Genomic DNA, 18632 nt, shown 5'->3' with positions numbered 1-18632 from the left:
CTGTGGTTATGCCACTTATGCTATCCTAACATAATAAGGATCGTTTATGTTTGTGAATTTTTACAAAATGTAAGCGTTTTATTTGTATTTCTCAAACAAACAAATTGAGATTTTTTAATAATTGGAAGAGGTGTTTATATATATATGAACGGCGAAAACAGACAGATGTTTTATCGTCCATTTGATTCATTAGAGGAGTTTGTTGATGCTATTAGCGAACGTTACTTATGTCCTGTGACAATTGAAGATGCGAATCATCATCTCCTTGCCTACAGTTCTCATGATGAAGGGACTGATGCCGCAAGAATTTCAACAATCATCGGCCGGCGTGTCCCTGAGCGGGTTATTCATCGCTTTTGGAAAGAAGGTGTCATTCCTACTCTTAATCAAAGTGATGAACCACTCGTCATTCCTGAGATTGGTGAGATAGGCCTAGGAAATCGGGTTGCTATTTCCATTCGTCAAAATCAAGAGGTACTCGGTTATATTTGGGTGCTGGAAGTTGGATGTACATTAAACGAACAAGACCTTGCTGACTTAAAGCTTATAGCTAGCAAAGCAAAGAACCAACTGCTCCAACTAAATCTCCAAAAGAAGAAAAAAGAAAAAAGTCACCAAGAACTGCTTTGGCAAATCATTACTGGGGATATAAAAAGTCATCAAACCATTGCAAGCCAACTATCAAACATTGGCTTACACTTGAATAAGCCATTAGGTATGATGCTATTTACCTTTGATTCAATGGATCGAGAACTTTATAAGAAGGTAGTCTATACTGCTAAAACGATCCAAAAAGTAAATATTCTCATTGAAACACTTGATGAAAATCAACTAATCTTCCTGTTCTCGCCTACCTCACTGAAAAATGAAATTAATGATGCATTTGATTTTATTCATACATTCAAGGCCCAAGTTAAAGACCGATTCGGAATTACCGATCTCCAATCAGGGTGTGGATATATGTATGAAAATTACAACTCAATTAAGAGAAGTTATGATGAAGCAGCCAAAGTGATTGCTTTTAAACAAGCATTCCCAAATGAGCTCTCTAATGTGACCTTTTACCATGAACTAGGCGTGTTCCGCTACATTGATATACTGAAAAAAACAGAGGAAATTCGCCGCTTCCCTGTAAGTCCAGCGATCCAAAAGCTTCAAAACTATGACTTAGAAAATCGTTCAAACTTACTAGAAACGTTAGAAGTAATCTTAAATAAGGATGGCAATATGAACGAAGCGGCTAAATCTCTTCACTGTCATGTCAACACATTAACGTACCGTCTAAAAAGAATTCAAGACATTACATCGATTCAATTAAAGGACCCTGTACAAAAACTTGGACTCTACTTAGACATAAAACTTATAAGAACAACGATTACTAGCTAACTATAACGATTTGTTAAAACCAACAAATAAACGCTTTCATTTTTTGGTGTTGCACACAATGCGCTCTTTCTCACTGGGATTTATACTAGCGGTATAGCAAACATAAATCCCTTCTGAGGAGGACGACATAATGATTATTGGTATTCCAAAGGAAATTAAAAATAATGAAAATCGTGTAGCGATCACTCCAGCTGGTGTCGTAGCACTAACAAAAAGCGGGCATGAAATTTTAATTGAGAAGAGTGCTGGAATTGGCAGTGGCTTTGAAGATGCTGATTATACCGCAGCTGGTGCAACCATTATAGAAGAAGCACAAGATGTATGGGCGAAAGCAGATATGGTCATGAAAGTGAAAGAACCATTAAGCTCAGAGTATGGCTACTTCCGCAAAGGCCTTATTTTATTCACATACTTACACTTAGCTGCTGAGCCAGAACTTGCTCAAGCACTTGTTGACAGTGGTGTAATTGCAATCGCATATGAAACAGTTGAAGTAAACCGCACTCTTCCGTTACTTACGCCAATGAGTGAGGTAGCCGGTCGTATGGCATCACAAATTGGCGCTCAATTCCTAGAGAAGCCTAAAGGCGGAAAAGGCATTCTTTTATCTGGAGTACCAGGAGTGAAACGTGGAAAAGTTACGATTATCGGTGGCGGTGTAGTTGGAACGAATGCTGCAAAGATTGCCATTGGACTTGGTGCTGATGTTACTATCATCGATCTAAGTGCAGATCGTCTTCGTCAACTTGATGATCAGTTTGGTAATGACATTCAAACATTAATGTCTAACCCACTAAATATCGCAGAAGCAGTGAAGGAATCTGACCTTGTCATCGGCGCTGTCCTAATTCCTGGGGCAAAAGCACCTAAACTTGTAACAGAGGAAATGATCAAATCTATGGCACCTGGTGCTGTTGTTGTTGACGTAGCAGTTGACCAAGGTGGAATTATTGAAACAGCTGATCAAATTACAACTCATGATAATCCAACGTACACAAAGCATGGTGTCGTTCATTATGCAGTAGCCAATATGCCTGGTGCCGTTCCACGCACCTCAACTATCGGTTTGACAAACGTAACCATTCCTTATGCATTGCAAATTGCTAACAAAGGCGTAGCACAAGCTGTAGCCGAGAACAAAGCACTAGCCCTTGGAGTAAACGTTGCAAATGGGCATGTAACATATAATGCTGTAGCTCGTGACCTCGACTATGAACTTGTCTCTGTGGAGGATGCACTTCGTAAAGGCGAAACAGTTTTAGCATAACATATATATTATACAGATAAAGTTAATTCTCACCCTCTCCAAGCTTAGTTGGAGAGGGTCTATCAAACTATAGGAGTTTTACAAAATGAAAGTAAGCAGCTATCGAACTACATATGCCCAAATCTCATTAGAGGCAATTGAAGAAAACGCAGCATCATTTAAAGATTGGTTACAAACTCCTGATTGCAAGCTTATGGCTGTCGTCAAAGGTGAAGGTTATGGTCATGGAGCCATTGAAGCAGCAAAAGCAGCCTTACGCGGCGGTGCAACCTACTTAGGTGTAGCCATTTTAGATGAAGCACTTGAGCTTCGAAACGCAGGAATTGAGACACCGATACTTGTATTAGGTTATACTGCACCAGAAGCTCTGAAAGAAGCCGTCAGAAACAACATTTCTGTAACCGTCTTCTCAGTTGAAGTACGGGACGCATTAATAGAACTTGCCGCCTTAGAGCAAACCCCCATAAAGGTTCATATCAAAGTAGAAACAGGAATGGGACGAGTAGGTGTTCAAACGACAGAAGAATTGCGCGACCTCGCTACACCACTCTTTCATCACAATATCGAAGTTGAAGGCCTATTTACTCACTTTGCCGAAGCAGACTCCCCTGCCTCTACATATACCGATCAACAATTTGAGAGGTTCACTACTTTCATTCATGCACTAGAAGACAAGGGAATGTTCGTACCAATAAAACATTGTTGCAATAGCGCTGGAACTCTTTTTCATAAGGATAAACACCTTGACATGGTTCGTGTTGGCATAAGCCTCTACGGACTAAAACCAGATGTATCTCTTAAGATGCCGCTGAAACTAAAGCAAGCGATGCGGCTTTACTCAAGTATTGTTTCATTACGAAAGCTTCATGAAGGCTCTTCAATTAGTTACGGTCGTACGTATACACTGCCAGCTAATTGCACCATTGCTACTTTGCCTATAGGCTATGCTGATGGATTATCGCGAGCCCTTTCTAATAAAGGCTTTGCTATAGTTAATGGACAAATAGCTCAAATTGTCGGACGAGTCTGCATGGATCAAACAATGATTGATGTAACTGATCTAGCTGATGTTCAGATTGGAGATAATGTTGAGTTTTCAATCGATGAAATGGCTGAAGTAACCGGAACAATTAATTATGAGGTGGTTTGTTCGATTAGTAAACGTGTACCTAGGTATTATGAAGAGGGATGTCCAAAATCCGGAATAGAGCTGGTAATGACGCCGTTTGTTACTCACCGAAGCCACTGAAAAAGGTACAAACCAACCTTTTTCAGTGCCTCGATTAGGTACCGCATGCTGCGCGCCTGCTATGAGAAACCCGCTCATAGCAGGCTTTTCAAAAAAGAAGCGGCTCTGCACATTGCTTCTTCATTCCCACTCGTCCACCGCTCGGAGACTGGTAGGCAAAAGGTTTCATTCCTTCCCTTTATTCGACAAGTCTGCTTCAATCCTGCTCATAAACTCCTCTGCAGCACTATACCCTTGCTGCCTTAAGTACCAGTTGTTAGCTGCAGCTTCAATAAGCCCTGCTACGTCACGTCCAGGCTGAAGTTGGATTTCAATGGAAGGAACCTTGACCCCCATATAGTCGGTAAAGGCAGCATCTTGCTCCAACTCATTATTCAACGAATCTTTTTGCCATTTCGTTAAGTTAATATCTAGTGTAATTCTTGTTTCATCTTGAAATACCTTACGTCCATACATCCTGACGACATTTAATAAACCGATACTACGAAGAGCCAAAAACTCCTTTGTTTTTTCATCATGGGTTCCTAAAAGTGTTCGTGGACTAAGCTTTCTTAAAACGACGACATCATCAGCAACAAGACGATGTCCACGACCAATTAATGTGTGTGCAATTTCACTCTTCCCTATTCCAGACTGACCTCGAAGTAATATCCCAACACCAAACACATTCAAACAAACCCCGTGGATTGACATTTCAGGCGCCAAATTCTTTAGCAAGTATGCATCCAACATAATAATAAATTCAGATGTTGTTTCTACTTTATTTGTCACTAACAAAGGGATGCCCTCTTCTATACAGTAATGAGTTAAATATGTAAGTCCTTCTTCACCAGCTGTCACGATAAAACACGGCGGATGGTAATGGACGATATTTCCAATCCTAATTTTTCGTTCCTCATGGCTTAACTTATGCAAATAATTTATTTCTTTTCTCCCTAATATTTGAACTCGTTCCGTCGGGAAAAAATCAAAATGACCGACAAATTCCAAGCCAGGACGATGAGCATGTGATTGAGTAATTGTTTTCTGTAACTGATCTTCACCTGCTAACACTTTTAACGAAAACTTCTTAACTAGGTCCTCGACTGTAACGCTTCTCACTATTAAACTCCTCCGTATCGTACACAGTAGTATAACTTTTAACTTTTTATAAATTTAATTATACCTTACTTATCATTTTAACTTGTTTAGTGTAACTCCCAAAATATTTAAGCCCAATTTAGGTAACTATATAAAAAAACAAGTAAGGAATTATTAGGATGAACCCAACAGCTCATCGCATCAACAAAAAAGAAAAAATACGGTCCGATTGGAATAAGTCACCTTCGAAAGAGCACCTTACTAACAAGGAGGCGATTATATGAAAGATCGAATCATATTACATATCATAACCATATTAGGTATATCAGGTTGTTCTATATTGCTCCGTCGAAAAGACAACTTTAAAGACTGACTTCTCATTTATTTGTTTAAAACATTGGTTTCTACTTTAATTGATGGCCCCGTTATTAAAAGAAAATACGTAATATACCCAGAACGATATTTACCTAAACTTTTCGATTCTAATATTGTATTTCTTTACATTTTGTTTCCTTTATCATGTGTTATGTACAACCAATTTACTTATAAAATGAAGCCATTAAAAACCTTTTTAAGCGTTTTTCTTTTCAGTGTACCAATGGCTCTTACAGAAAACATCATTGAAAAAAACACAAAGCTTGTCGAATTTAGAAAAGGTTGGAACGGGTATTATACTGTCGCTGTTCTTTCTTTTACATTTTGGATCGTTCGCTTGTTTATTGCAGGAGTTCGCTTTTTAGATAAAAAAAGAAACCGTACTGAAACCCATAAGACAGGAATCAATACAGTTGATATTTATTAGAGACTAAATCTAACTTCACAAGGCATCTCAAACAGGTGCACAACTTTTTTGAGAGTGCCTCTTCACAAGTCCTGAGTAAACACACCACTACTCACTCTTGAATTCTTACTCTGTTTTCACTGAAAAAACATAATCTCCACTAAAAACCTAGGTCCTATCTATAACTTCACCCAACTTTTGAATCCCTTCAACAATTTCACTTTCATCTGCATAACTAAAAGAAAGACGAAGATATTCCGTTCCATCTTGTTGATTTAGGAAAAAGTACTTACCAGGAACATATGAGACACCCTCTTTTAGCGCATGAACTAGCAATTCCGACGTATCAACACCTGCAATTTTGACCCACACAAAGTAACCTCCCTTTGGAACATACCAAGAAACTGATTTGGGCAAGTATTGTTTCAGTGCAGAAATTAACACGTTACATTTCTCTTGATACGTGTCTCGCAACATGTTGAGTCGGTCTTTCAAATCAATACGATCCAGATAGGAAGCCATTGTTGCTTGAACAAACGGATGATCCAAATCCTTTTTAAACCAAGCTATAGCCTTAATGAACTCAGGTGCTGCTGCTACCCATCCAATTCGCATACCTGGTGCAACTACTTTAGACAAAGAACCGACGTAAAGAACACGGTCTTCCCTATCCATTGCTTTTAATGGGGTCGAATGCTCATCAAAGTATAATTCTCCGTATGCATCATCCTCTAAAATAAGGAAATTATATTTAGACGCAAGCTCTAAAACATGCTTTCTTCGCTCTTCTGTCATCGTCGTACCTGTTGGATTTTGAAATGTTGGGATAGTATATAAAAAACGCGGAAGACTGAGACCTTTCCTTTTTCTTTCTTCTAGTACTTCTTCAAATCGTTCCGTTTGAAGTCCATGCTCATCAACTGGAATACTGATAAAATGCTCCGTATAGTTTTGAAATACTTCTAACGCCTCCATATATGTTGGCGATTCAATTGCTACGAATGTTTGATCATCAATGAGAATACGAGCAATGAGATCAATCGCCTGACAGGCACCAGACGTAATTAAAAGTTCATCTTTTGACACACTCATCCCACGTTCTACGGATCTTTTTTGAATCTGGTCCGTAAGCTTTGCCATTTTAGGACTACCTAAATAATGAAGAGGCAGATCTTGCTCTTCTTTAAGAAGGTTGACCACAGCTTCCTTAAGCTGCCGAACAGGGACAAGATGAGGTGCTGGATAACCCGAGCTTAGACGGATACAATTGCCTGGCAAGGTTGGCATCCACTCACCAGGTGGATCATTCTTAAGAGCTGCTTTTATATTTTCAGAAAAAAAAGATTCGATATTCACTTTATCATTCACCTTTCCGTTGATTTTCCATATGACATATTCAGAACAAAGTATTTTTATGTACAAGCAGAAAGCATTGGTGTCCACCAATGCTTTCTCACTATATTAAACTAAAATGTTATAACAGTTCAAATTGATAACCAGTAGTATGGCATTCCCCTATTTTTAGAAGAATAAAAAATGTGCCATTCCTGCAGCAACTGGTAACGTAATAATCGTTCTTTGCAAAAAGATAATAAATAATTGAACAAATGAAAGTGGGATTTTCGATTTTAGTAATAAAATTCCAATTTCAGACATGTAAATTAACTGTGTTAAAGACATAACACCTATTATAAAACGTGTTAATTCTGATTCAATCCCACTTCCAATTACAGCTGGTAAAAACATATCTGCAAAACCAACAATCATAGCTGGTGCTGCGGCATGCGCTTCAGGAATTTGCAATAATTGAAGGAATGGAACAAAAGGATAAGATAAATAAGTAAAAATAGGAGTAAACTCCGCAATAATAAGGGCAATCGTCCCTAGTGCCATAACTAATGGAATTAAAGCGAACCAAATATCAATAACATTTTGGACCCCGCTTTTTACAACACTGCGATAGCTCTTCACTTGACTCGCTTTTTCAACAGCTTGCAGGACTCCCCAGCGGAAACTAGATACCCCTTCAGGAACTACTTCATCAATTTGTTTCCCTACCGGCTCGTAATACACGTCCTTTTTAAGCGAAAGCGGTGGAATTCTTGGGCAAATAACAGCAGCTATGATCCCCGTGACAATGACTGTAAAGTAAAATTGAATGAACATATGATCAATGTTTAAAAACTTCGCGATAACAAGGCTAAAGGCAATTGATGCAATGGAAAAGTTCGTTGCAACAACAGAAGCTTCCCGCTTTGTATAATAACCAGATTCATATTGTTGTGTCGTTAATAAAACTCCAACTGTCCCACTTCCCATCCAAGATGCTAATGCATCAACAGATGAACGTCCAGGCAATTTAAATAAAGGAAACATGATTTTACGTACCAATGTTCCGATAAAATCCATCAACCCAAACTGAAGCAATAGCGGCATAAATAAACAAGCAAATAAGAACCAAACCATTAATACTGGTATTAAGTCATAGAGAACAACCCCACCAGTGAAGCTTGACCAAATGAATTCAGGACCTATTTCATTTAATGTAACAACAGCAAATACCGCCCCAATACACCTCAAGGTTACCCAGAATGGTGTAATATCAAATAAACTACTTAAAAATATACTTTTATTAATAGCTTCAATTTTTGTAAGTTTTACTACAAAACTACCAACAGCCGATAAGAAAAGTATGATTGTCATAAACAAAGGAATATAATCAGCTATGGCACCCTGCAAGGCATCTGCTAACACTCCTAATCCGATAGTCACCTTGTCATTTACAGAAATAGGCACGAGAAATAGTAACACTCCAATTAATGAAGGTAGCCAAAACTTCATATATTGTTTTGCTGTAAACTCTTTTTTCTTACTAAATTCCTCTACCTTTTGTATTTTTCCAACTTCCATATATGTTCTCTCCCATTTGTTCTATTTCTCATAACATTGCTTTTTTTAGATAATAAGTAATATATCATCAATATGTATAATTATGCAATGGTATTTTCCAGATTGGAAAATTAATTATGTAGGAAAAGCAATAAACGTTTCTATATATTTGCAAGGAAAAATAAGGAGTTGTCCCAAAGGCCCTGGAAAACTAAAAATCACAGAGACCTGGTTATCCTGGTCTCCGTGATTTTTGTTGTTTTTATATACTTAAATTAAATTTCTTCTCATTGATAACTATTTATAAATTATCTTGCTAATTCATCTCGATTTGCTGCTTGCGGAGGTTGTTCCAGCCAACCTTTTTCAATCATAAGGTTTGCTGCATCATCTGTAAACAGTGCTACTTCTCCCATTAAACGTGTGTAATGAGTCCCTAGGTCTCTTCTTGAACTAGCTGACATAGATACTCCATAGTTACCTATACCTACTGAATTTAATGCAGTAATATGATATAACATCAACTTCTCAGAAAATGGTGGATTAGTTGAATCAGTTACATATGCAGCCCAAGATTCAAAAGAAGAAAGTTCTTCTTCTTTTAAGATTGAAGTAAATATGTTGGAATGCTTAGCTGCAATTTCCTTTCCTCTTACAAATAAATTACGAATGTCTTTTGATTTGGTTACTTGGCTGAATCCTGTTATTAATGTATGACCTATTGTATTTGTCATTGTATTTTTAAATAAATGAGTTATTTCCAGTGCATGTAAAGGCCTTCGTTCGCCAAACCACCCCGTTAAGAAACTTTTCTTTTTTACAAAGTCTATTTTTTGTGGAGTCGGAATGTATGGTGCACGAATAAAGTACCCCTTTTTTAAAGCTAATTCTCGCGACTTCGTGTCTGTATCAGCAGAACCATTTAAAACTTCTCGATAAAAATCGTTCACATCTGATCTGGCACACAATGCCATTGATAATGAATGAGCTTGTAATTCCATACTACTCATAAACCAAATATAATAGAGGTAAAAGGGATCAGAAAAAAGACGTGGTGCTTCTGAATACACATCCTTATCAGTAAATCCTTGAGGAATAGGCACATTCTCTTTTGAAAGCAATTCTTTAATCTTAGGAATACGTTTGTTACAGATATTTAATGCATTTATTAAAAGTGATTCAATATCTGGATCCTCGACGTTCTCTAAAAAATGAATAATCATGCACTTGGTTGTAGTTTCTGAAAAATATGCACTCCACAAGGCACCAATTTCTATTGAGGTCATACCTATATGTTGGTTGTTTTCCATCGATTTCCTCACTCCATTACTTTAACTGCAATCACATAATTATTATTTACCAAACAAAACAAATTATGTATTGTTGTTGAATTCATTTATTCATTCCACCTCAGATTTATGGAAATAGTTATTTACATTACTTTTTGCATTTGGTAAACTTTTTAACACAAAGGAAACATTTTAACGTATAAGGCATATAATTCAATTAACAAACTCTACAATAAACGTTAAGCAAATTTTTTCACCTAAAAAGTTTCCCTTAGGCAAAATAAATGATCTAAGCAAACAACGGAACAAGGAGGAGTAATAAATGAGGTTTTTTAAGGTTGTAGGAGGAGCGATTCCATCTCTAATCGTTTTAATGCGTGTTCTTTTTGGAGTAGGTTGGTTATTAGCAGGGGTAACTAAGCTTATCGAAAATTCATGGTATAAAGAACCAGGGGTATTTTTGAGTGAGTATCTGCTGGATTCATTACAAAATCCTAATGTCCCGACCTTTTATAAAATTTTCGTAGAGAATGTAGTTTTAGAGCAAGTGTTGATTTTCAACTATGTCATACCAATTACTCAAATTATGCTAGGTATATTTCTTATAGTAGGTTTATTCACCATACCTTCTATTCTTGTTTGTCTCTTTATGCACATTAACTTTATCCTTTCTGGAAATATAAATGTAATCAGTCTTTTTCTTTATACAAATGCATTTTCATTAATTATTTTCAGAAGATATATATATCACTTCAGTCTCGATAAATATTTTAATTTATATACTTTTTTCTCTGTTAATTTAAACAATATAAGACAAAACGACTCTCCACCATCTAAAAAAGAAAGTTTATTTAGTAACTCCTAGATCGTATTATGAATTAAAAATGTCTAATAACATTATAGTAATCCAATAAAGTAACCCAAAAATATTTGCGAGTAGAAAACCATATAATAAAATTCTAGTAATCTTCAATACTATGACTCCTTACTTATTAATCTCACTAATAGCTCATAACAATTGCATAAAAAATCACTTTCACTTCATTTTATCAGCATTGTGCTATTTATAATAAGGCTTAAGGCAATGTATCTTAGTTAGGGTATTATTTCATAGGCACCATAACTTTTGTAAAAAACAAAAGACTGTCCCAAAGTCCCGTTCAGTATGCGCCTTGAAGAGGAGAAGCCCACTCCGTTCATTGCTTAGGGGGTGTCTCAAAAGGTCAAAATCAGGCCTTTGAGACACCCCCTTGCTTACAGTTTATCTGTTATTACCAATCGCATATAGTCTATTGAAAAATTATCAATTACGACATGTTTAGGGCTTTTCCATATTCCGAGCTTCAGCCAACCGTTCCAAAATCTTTTTTAAGCCGCTTTGTTCTTTTTCTAAACATCTTTTCACGCGTGATACCATACTCGACCGAGCATTCGTTTCTAATTCAATCTCTTCATACGTTTCTCCGTTTAGAAGCCTTTCTGCTACTTGAAACCGTTGCATAAATGCCTCTAACTCCCTCACAGTCGCTAAATCGTCAAAAAAGTCAACGCACTCTTCAACTGTATTTAGTGAGAGCAGTGCCTTAAAAAACTGCTCTCTATTCGCCTTTTCTTTATCTATTTTCATACCGATTCCCCCATTCTATCTTTAAAAAACGAAACAGTTAAAGTGACATTTTGTTGTTTCCTAGTTCTTCGTAAGTTTCAGCTATTTCTTTGTCTGGAAGAGCCGTTAAAAAGCGAGTGTACCCATAAATGATTGCAATGATAGGTGTAATGAAACACATAAAACAAAATAATACGTATTCAACACCAATATTTAATGTAGACATTATAAATGCCCCTGTTACACCCCAAGGAATCAGTGGATGAACCACTGTACCAGCATCTTCAAGCGTTCTTGATAAATTTTTCGGATGTAGTCCTGCTTTTTTATATGACGATTCTAGCATTTGTCCAGGTAGCACAATGGATAAATATAATTCCCCAATGATAGCATTAACACCAATACAAGATAAAACAGTCGTCAAAATAACATTCCCTTTCCGTTTTAAAAAGCTGGCGATTCCTTCAATGATAACTTGATGAAACCCAATTAACTGAAAGAGTCCACCAAATGCAAGCGCTACCAAAATAATCGACACACCGAACATCATGCTTGACAAACCACCGAGTGATAATAAATTGTCAATTGCGTCAACGCCTGTTTCAGCTGCAAAACCAAAGTGAGCCGTTACCATTAAATCACCAATTGAAGCATCAGGTACTGTAAACAATCCTGTGATGACCGCAATAAATAAACTACACATTAATGTTGGTATAGATGGTACTTTTTTCAAAGCCAAAACAATGATCGCAAGCGGAGAAAGTAGGGTTATCACTGTAAGAGGAAACTGCTCACTCAATGCATGAGTCATTTCTTCAATTTGGCTAATATTAGGATTGACGAATCGTGAGTCAAGACCAATAAACGTAAAAATTACCAGTGTAATGATCAGAGCTGGGACTGTTGTCCATAACATATAACGAATGTGCTCAAATACATCTACTTTTGCTATCGCTGAAGCAAGATTGGTTGTGTCTGAAAGTGGAGAAATTTTATCTCCAAATATCGCACCACATACAATTGCCCCAGCTGTCATCGCCGGTGAAATATCCATTCCGTAGGCAACACCCATTAGTGCAACACCCATTGTACTAATAGCACTCCATGAGCTACCAGTCATTACTGAGACAATTACACAAAGAATAACCGATGAAACAAGAAAATACTGTGGTGATAAAAATTGGAGCCCATAATAAGCCATTGTTGGTACCGTACCGTTCATTGCCCATACCCCTATTACAATACCAATTATGCATAAAATTAGTATCGAAGGAAGACCAGCCGAGATTCCTTTAACCATTGCTCCTTCTAGCGCTTTCCATCTATATCCGAGAATATAGCCATACAATGCTACTACAGTAGCAGCAATGACAATCGGAATCTGTGGTGCAACCTGATAGTACAAAATGCTAACACCTAGTATAAACGTAATAAAGATTATCAACAGAACAGACATGAAAAAAGAAGGGGTACGATTCGTCATATTATTCCTCCAAAATAAATTTATTGTAAACGCTATCAAAAATAAACAACCCAAAATAAAGCCACTGTTATTGGTTGTTTTGAAGTACAAATAAGCTTTCTTGTATTGAAATACAATTTCAGACCAATTTGATTTTTCTTTCTTGCAATATCATCCATTATAGGTGATACTCAGCAGTTTGTATAGAAGGTATTCTACAATAATTTAAAAGGAAGAAAGTGAAATCAATGGATTAACTTTATAGAACGCAAGGGCCAACTGGATTTCTTACATCCATAAGCCCCTGCGTTCATTATAGGAAGAACTCAATACCTTAAATAATACAAACTCAATTGTACTTTTCTCCTTTTATTTCCAACTAAACTTATAATCTTTATCCTCATATTGATGTGCTTGTTTTACAACTCTTAGTGGCCTGAATGTATCAATCATCACCGCTAACTCAATCGTCTCCTTCTTTCCGATGCTTGCTTCAATTGTTCCTGGATGAGGACCATGCGGAATTCCAGAAGGATGCAATGTAACTGAACCTTCTCCTACACCTTTTCGACTCATAAAATTCCCCTTTACATAGTAAAGAACTTCATCGCTATCGACATTACTATGGTAATATGGAGCGGGTATCGCCTCTGGATGATAATCATACATTCTAGGCACAAATGAACAGATAACAAAATTATTAGCCTCAAACGTTTGGTGAATTGGTGGTGGCATGTGAATTCGCCCAGTAATTGGTTCAAAATCAGCTATATTAAATGTATAAGGGAAGAGATAGCCGTCCCATCCAACAACATCTAACGGATGATGACCAAACGTATGTAAATGCATAAATCCTCTTGATTTTGTTTTTACCATGTATTCATTGCTATCGACATGTGTCTCTAGCTTTTCTGGCCCATGGAAATCCCTTTCGCAAAACGGACTATGTTCAAGTAATTGGCCATGGACATTCCGATAACGCTTTGGTGTTGTGATCCAACTATTCGTTTCTATCACTAGAAATTTCGTTTCACCTTCGTCTGGGACTACTCGATAAATCGTCCCGATTGGAATAACAATATAATCACCAGGTTTATACGGTAAGGTTCCAAATGTCGATTCAACCTTACCTGACCCGTAATGTACAAATAACACTTCATCGCCATCACCATTTCGATAGAAGTAATCCATTTGTTTTGTAGGATTCACAACACCAATGAGGACATCTTCGTTTCCAAGTAAATATTGCCTTCCTGAAACCGCATCTGTTGATTCATTATATTGATGAGAATGTAAATGACGTGGAGCTAAGTCACTTTGTTCCTCATATTGAATTCTGCAATCCTCTAGCAATTCTGATTTAACAATACTTGTAGGCGGATTGTGGTGGTACAAAATCGATTGTATTCCAGAAAATCCTTTCGTCCCCATCACTTGTTCACGAAATAATGACCCATCCTCTTTATGAAAAACGGTATGTCTTTTATTAGGGATCTCCCCCATTTGTTTATAAAATGGCATTCGTTTACCCTCCTTAAATGATTGATACATACAACCTAAACTTATGTTAGTCCACTGCTGGAAGGATTCGACCCGTTACTTCTCCAAATCCTATTCGATATCCATCTCCTTGGCACCAACCAGTTATCGTTAATACATCCTCGTCTTCAACCCATACTCGTTGTTCGCCATTTTCCAATTGAATTGGTTCCGCTCCTCGCCAAGTCAACTCTAATAAGCTGCCACGTTGTTCTTTCTCAGGTCCGCTTATTGTTCCAGATGCGTGTAAATCTCCTGGCTGTAGGTTACATCCAGCGATTGTATGGTGACTAATTTGCTGGGCCATACTCCAGTAGAGATAGCTGAAATTTGTAGAGACAAGTTTTTGTGCCTTTTCCATCCTTTTTCCCTTTAAATAGACTTCAAGATTAATATCAAACGAGCTCGCTCCCTCTTTTTGAAGATATGGTAATGGAGTTGGATTCTGTTTCGGTCCTTCTACTCGGAATGGTTCAAGCGCATCAAGAGGGATAACCCATGGCGATATTGATGTTGCAAAACTTTTAGACAAAAATGGCCCAAGTGGCTGATACTCCCAAGCCTGAATATCGCGGGCACTCCAGTCATTTACCAATACTAGTCCAAAGATTTGATCTTCAGCATCTGCAATGGCAATCGGTTTGCCTTGTTCATTCCCAGGTCCAATGAACCAACCCATTTCTAACTCAATATCGAGTTGTTTGGTCGGTCCGAAAATAGGATTTTCTTCACCAGCTGGTTTCATTTGTCCTTTTGGTCGGTGTACATCCGTACCACTAATCACGACTGAACTTGCTCTCCCATGGTATCCTACTGGTAAATAGGTCCAATTCGGCATCAGTGCATTTTCTTTTCCTCTAAACATCGTTCCGACATTTGTAGCATGTTCTCTTGATGCATAGAAGTCCGTATAGTCGCCGATTTGTGCCGGTAATAATAACTCGACGTCATTTAAGCTAATAATAGCTTTTTTACGAAGGGGTGCATTATCACGTAAAGTCGGCTCATCCTCCATGAGAAGCTGTTGAACTTCCCCTCTCACCATTTTCCATACTTTGCTTCCAAGTCCCATAAATTTATTAAGTGAAGGTTGATTGAAGATCCCATCTTCCTCAATCCCTACTTTTTTAAAAAAACCAGCTGACTCTATCACAGACAGATCCAACACATACTCACCTATTGCCACTCCGACTCGAGGCGCTCCCCCATTTAACGGCCTAAATACACCATAGGGTATGTTTTGGATCGGAAAGTGAGATTCTGGATCGACGTTAATAAAAGACTTCATCAATTCTCAACAGCCCTTTCCATTTTTAAATTAATTGTAGTGTTCTAAGATCTTCACGTGGTTCATCGAAGCTGCAGCTTCCATAGGAGCAAAGTGCCTTCCGGCGAAGTTGTTCTATGTCTGAATCTTGAACTTTCATGTCCCTCCACGTAAACCCTTTATTAGTAAAAGTGAAATTCGAAGCTTCTTCATCTGCTAAAACTTTTGCTATAGTAGCTTTATCCAATTTGTGAATCCGCGCTAACATACCTGCTGTAAATACATTTAAAAACCCATGCATCTTTGTTTTGACTTCTTCACGATACATCCGAATAGGATGATGCAACCCTGCTGTAAACTTCTGAGGAATGCTTCGTTCACTGCAGCCAACTAGGACAGCCGCCACCTGCTCCGGAGTTGGAAATGCATCGGCTGTAACACCACCTGTGCGAAGCTTCACACCCAGCACAGGTCCATTCTTTAGGTTATATTGAGCGATTTCATCAAGAGTTTTGAGCATATTCTCCTCCCACTCTTCACCTAGAGGCATCGTCATTTCACAGAAAGTTTGCAGGTTATAGTTAGCTGTTTCTGTTGCAATCTCCTCAAGTAACTTCTGGTTAGGTAAGATAGAAGGAAGTGGCATCTCAAACACATCAATCCCAACAGCCTCTCCATGCTTTGCACAAAAATTAGCTAGTTTCCTCAAGTCTACTTCTAGACCATGAAGACAATCATCGAATCCCATACTTCGCCCACCGATAGCCGAAATATTCAACCTCTTTTCTACTGAGAATAAAGATACATAAGAATCAAGTTCATCTAATCTAGTTGCAGGTATGACAAAACGTCCTAACATCCATGAATCTTCATAAGATTTATAAGTTGCGTAATTTTGTATTGCCCTCTCTAAAGGCAGTTGTGCAGGTGGAAATAATCCAGCATAATCAATTAAATTAGATAAATATGCTACATTACTAGATTTGAAGCAATTTTTACTCACTTCGACACTCCTTTCTTCCTTATTTGTTTAAAGTTATCTCAAATTAAATATTCCCTCTTCGCTCTTGCTCACGTTCAATTGATTCAAACAATGCTTTAAAGTTCCCTTCTCCGAAGCCTCTTGCACCTTTACGTTGAATAATTTCAATAAATAACGTTGGACGGTCAACAATTGGTTTAGTGAAAATTTGAAGTAAATAACCTTCATCATCACGATCTACTAAAATATTAAGTTCTTGCAGTTTCTTAACATCTTCATCAATGTCACCAACCCGAGCAACTAAGTCTTCGTAATACGTATTCGGTGTTTCAAGAAACTCAACGCCATTTTCACGTAACGATCTTACCGTTGTAATAATGTCATTTGTCAGAATAGCTAGATGCTGTACACCAGGCCCGTTATAAAAATCTAAGTACTCCTGAATTTGTGACTTTCGTTTTCCTTCAGCAGGCTCATTAATTGGGAATTTGATACGACCAGTCCCACTTGTCATAACTTTGGACATCAATGCTGAATATTCTGTTGAAATATCTTCATCATCAAAATGTCTTAGTACACTAAAACCAAAAACCTTCTCATAATATGTAGTCCACTCGTCCATACTTTCAACATTTCCTACAACATGGTCAATTCCTACAAGTCCTATTGACAAAGAGGTATTCGGTCCCTCATATAATTGATAACCTGGTAAGAAACATCCTTGATAATCTTGAGTTTCGATTAACGTATGAATAACATCTCCGTATGTACCGATAACCGCTTTTTTCACCGAACCATTCTCATCACTTTCTGTCCAAGGCTCTCGAATCGGAATCCCCCCACGTTCAACTGCTCCATAATAGGCTTCTTCCACATTTGATACCTTTAAACCGATATCCTTTGCCCCTTCACCATGCAGCTTCACAAAAGATGAAACATCCGTTTGATCTGTCAATGAACCTGTAACAACAAGACGAATGGCTCCTTGTTCAAGTACATAGGAAACACGGTCGCGGCTTCCTGTTTCAAGTCCACGATATGCCTTTATCTCAAATCCAAATGCATGACAGAAATAAAAAGCAGACTGTTTCGCATTGCCAACGTAGAGCTCCAAGTGATGAAAACTTTCTACTGGAAAAACATCCTTCTTTGTGTGGTTATTTAATTCCGTTACATCTTTGGCCATTGTTAGGTCCCCCTTGAATTGAAGTTTGGATCTGTAAAAAGAATAATATTTCGAACGACCTATTGCAAACGCTTACTTTAACGCATGAAACTAGTAGATGAATAAAGATATAACATCTAACATTACTCTGATCTCTCTTTTCTATATGAATGTTGATAACGGTCAAATTACTTTATCACGATAGTGCGGTTGTGCTTTCACATCCGTACTTGCACAAGTTTTTCACCTATAACTATAATCACTACATCACCAAATAAATTTGTAAGGAGGGTTTGAAAATGAAACATAAAGTGAAATTTTGTCCAAATAACTTTAAAAATGAATTACAGGAAGTGAAACTCCATTTAAACAAATTACCTACTATCAATGTTATAGAAGATGAATGTCTAAACTATTGTGGGCAATGTATTGTACAACCTTTTTCTCTCATTAATGGGAAGAATATTACCTGTGATGATGTTAGTGACCTCTATCCTAACATCATTGAATATATAGAAAAGACAAAAATTGAATGTTCAAATCCAATGCCTTATAAAGAGCTTAGTAGTTCTAGCTAAGCACTGTTTTTTCAAACCGAAATAAATGAAAGCGGTTAAATCAACGCCCACTTTTAACGAAAGCGTGTTTACAATTTTGCTACAAATGAACA

General features: G+C 37.4%; 16 protein-coding genes. 6 read left to right on the top strand and 10 right to left on the bottom strand.

Annotation, left to right across the window (positions count from 1 at the left end):
* The first annotated feature begins 144 nt into the window (after window positions 1–144).
* From SAY88_RS14250 to alr, 3 genes are all read left to right on the top strand, one after another.
* Window positions 145–1386: a PucR family transcriptional regulator gene (locus tag SAY88_RS14250; protein ID WP_332632474.1), complete on the top strand. Its 1242-nt coding sequence runs from the start codon at window positions 145–147 to the stop codon at window positions 1384–1386.
* A gap of 130 nt (window positions 1387–1516) precedes the next feature.
* Complete coding sequence (gene ald, locus SAY88_RS14245; RefSeq protein ID WP_332632473.1) at window positions 1517–2653, top strand: alanine dehydrogenase; 1137 nt, start codon at window positions 1517–1519, stop codon at window positions 2651–2653.
* 85 nt (window positions 2654–2738) lie between these two features.
* Window positions 2739–3902 (top strand): alanine racemase, encoded by a 1164-nt coding sequence (gene alr, locus SAY88_RS14240; protein WP_332632472.1) that lies wholly within the window; start codon window positions 2739–2741, stop codon window positions 3900–3902.
* 165 nt (window positions 3903–4067) lie between these two features.
* Here the strand turns inward: alr and hprK are convergent, their stop codons facing one another.
* A complete protein-coding gene (gene hprK / locus SAY88_RS14235; protein WP_332632471.1) occupies window positions 4068–5003 on the bottom strand; it encodes an HPr(Ser) kinase/phosphatase in 936 nt (311 codons plus the stop codon).
* Window positions 5004–5367: 364 nt separating this feature from the next.
* On the opposite strand from hprK, the gene SAY88_RS14230 reads away from it, so the two are divergent.
* On the top strand, window positions 5368–5784 hold the full coding sequence (locus SAY88_RS14230) for a CBO0543 family protein (RefSeq protein WP_332632470.1): 417 nt from the start codon (window positions 5368–5370) through the stop codon (window positions 5782–5784).
* A 147-nt stretch (window positions 5785–5931) separates the two neighbouring features.
* On the opposite strand, the gene SAY88_RS14225 is transcribed toward SAY88_RS14230, so the two are convergent.
* From SAY88_RS14225 to SAY88_RS14215, 3 genes are all read right to left on the bottom strand, one after another.
* On the bottom strand, window positions 5932–7119 hold the full coding sequence (locus tag SAY88_RS14225) for an aminotransferase-like domain-containing protein (protein WP_332632469.1): 1188 nt from the start codon (window positions 7117–7119) through the stop codon (window positions 5932–5934).
* Window positions 7120–7284: 165 nt separating this feature from the next.
* Entirely contained in the window at window positions 7285–8673 is a 1389-nt protein-coding gene (locus SAY88_RS14220) for a YjiH family protein (protein ID WP_332632468.1), read from the bottom strand.
* Window positions 8674–8960: 287 nt separating this feature from the next.
* Window positions 8961–9962 (bottom strand): DUF3231 family protein, encoded by a 1002-nt coding sequence (locus tag SAY88_RS14215; protein WP_332632467.1) that lies wholly within the window; start codon window positions 9960–9962, stop codon window positions 8961–8963.
* A gap of 301 nt (window positions 9963–10263) precedes the next feature.
* Here SAY88_RS14215 and SAY88_RS14210 point away from each other — a divergent pair, with 301 nt between their 5' ends.
* The gene (locus SAY88_RS14210) at window positions 10264–10806 is read left to right on the top strand and encodes a TQO small subunit DoxD (RefSeq protein WP_332632466.1); all 543 of its coding nucleotides are present in this window, start codon (window positions 10264–10266) and stop codon (window positions 10804–10806) included.
* 453 nt (window positions 10807–11259) lie between these two features.
* Here the strand turns inward: SAY88_RS14210 and SAY88_RS14205 are convergent, their stop codons facing one another.
* The 6 genes from SAY88_RS14205 to hppD form a co-directional block, all read right to left on the bottom strand.
* Complete coding sequence (locus tag SAY88_RS14205) at window positions 11260–11568, bottom strand: YerC/YecD family TrpR-related protein (RefSeq protein ID WP_332632465.1); 309 nt, start codon at window positions 11566–11568, stop codon at window positions 11260–11262.
* Between the two features lie 37 nt (window positions 11569–11605).
* The gene (nhaC, locus tag SAY88_RS14200) at window positions 11606–13030 is read right to left on the bottom strand and encodes a Na+/H+ antiporter NhaC (RefSeq protein ID WP_332632464.1); all 1425 of its coding nucleotides are present in this window, start codon (window positions 13028–13030) and stop codon (window positions 11606–11608) included.
* A gap of 348 nt (window positions 13031–13378) precedes the next feature.
* Complete coding sequence (locus tag SAY88_RS14195; RefSeq protein ID WP_332632463.1) at window positions 13379–14530, bottom strand: homogentisate 1,2-dioxygenase; 1152 nt, start codon at window positions 14528–14530, stop codon at window positions 13379–13381.
* 46 nt (window positions 14531–14576) lie between these two features.
* Window positions 14577–15836, bottom strand: coding sequence for a fumarylacetoacetase (gene fahA, locus SAY88_RS14190; protein WP_332632520.1), 1260 nt, complete (start codon window positions 15834–15836; stop codon window positions 14577–14579).
* Window positions 15837–15861: 25 nt separating this feature from the next.
* Complete coding sequence (locus SAY88_RS14185) at window positions 15862–16818, bottom strand: hypothetical protein (protein WP_332632462.1); 957 nt, start codon at window positions 16816–16818, stop codon at window positions 15862–15864.
* Between the two features lie 43 nt (window positions 16819–16861).
* Entirely contained in the window at window positions 16862–17983 is a 1122-nt protein-coding gene (hppD, locus tag SAY88_RS14180) for a 4-hydroxyphenylpyruvate dioxygenase (protein ID WP_332632461.1), read from the bottom strand.
* Between the two features lie 278 nt (window positions 17984–18261).
* On the opposite strand from hppD, the gene SAY88_RS14175 reads away from it, so the two are divergent.
* Window positions 18262–18540, top strand: a complete 279-nt coding sequence (locus SAY88_RS14175) for a YuzB family protein (RefSeq protein WP_332632460.1) — start codon at window positions 18262–18264, stop codon at window positions 18538–18540.
* The last annotated feature ends 92 nt before the right edge of the window (window positions 18541–18632 follow it).

It is taken from the genome of Halalkalibacter flavus, assembly GCF_036663575.1.
Classification (GTDB): domain Bacteria; phylum Bacillota; class Bacilli; order Bacillales; family Bacillaceae_D; genus Halalkalibacter; species Halalkalibacter flavus.
The sequence above is the reverse complement of the archived record's forward strand: the minus strand, read 5'-3'. Positions and strand labels throughout refer to the sequence as shown.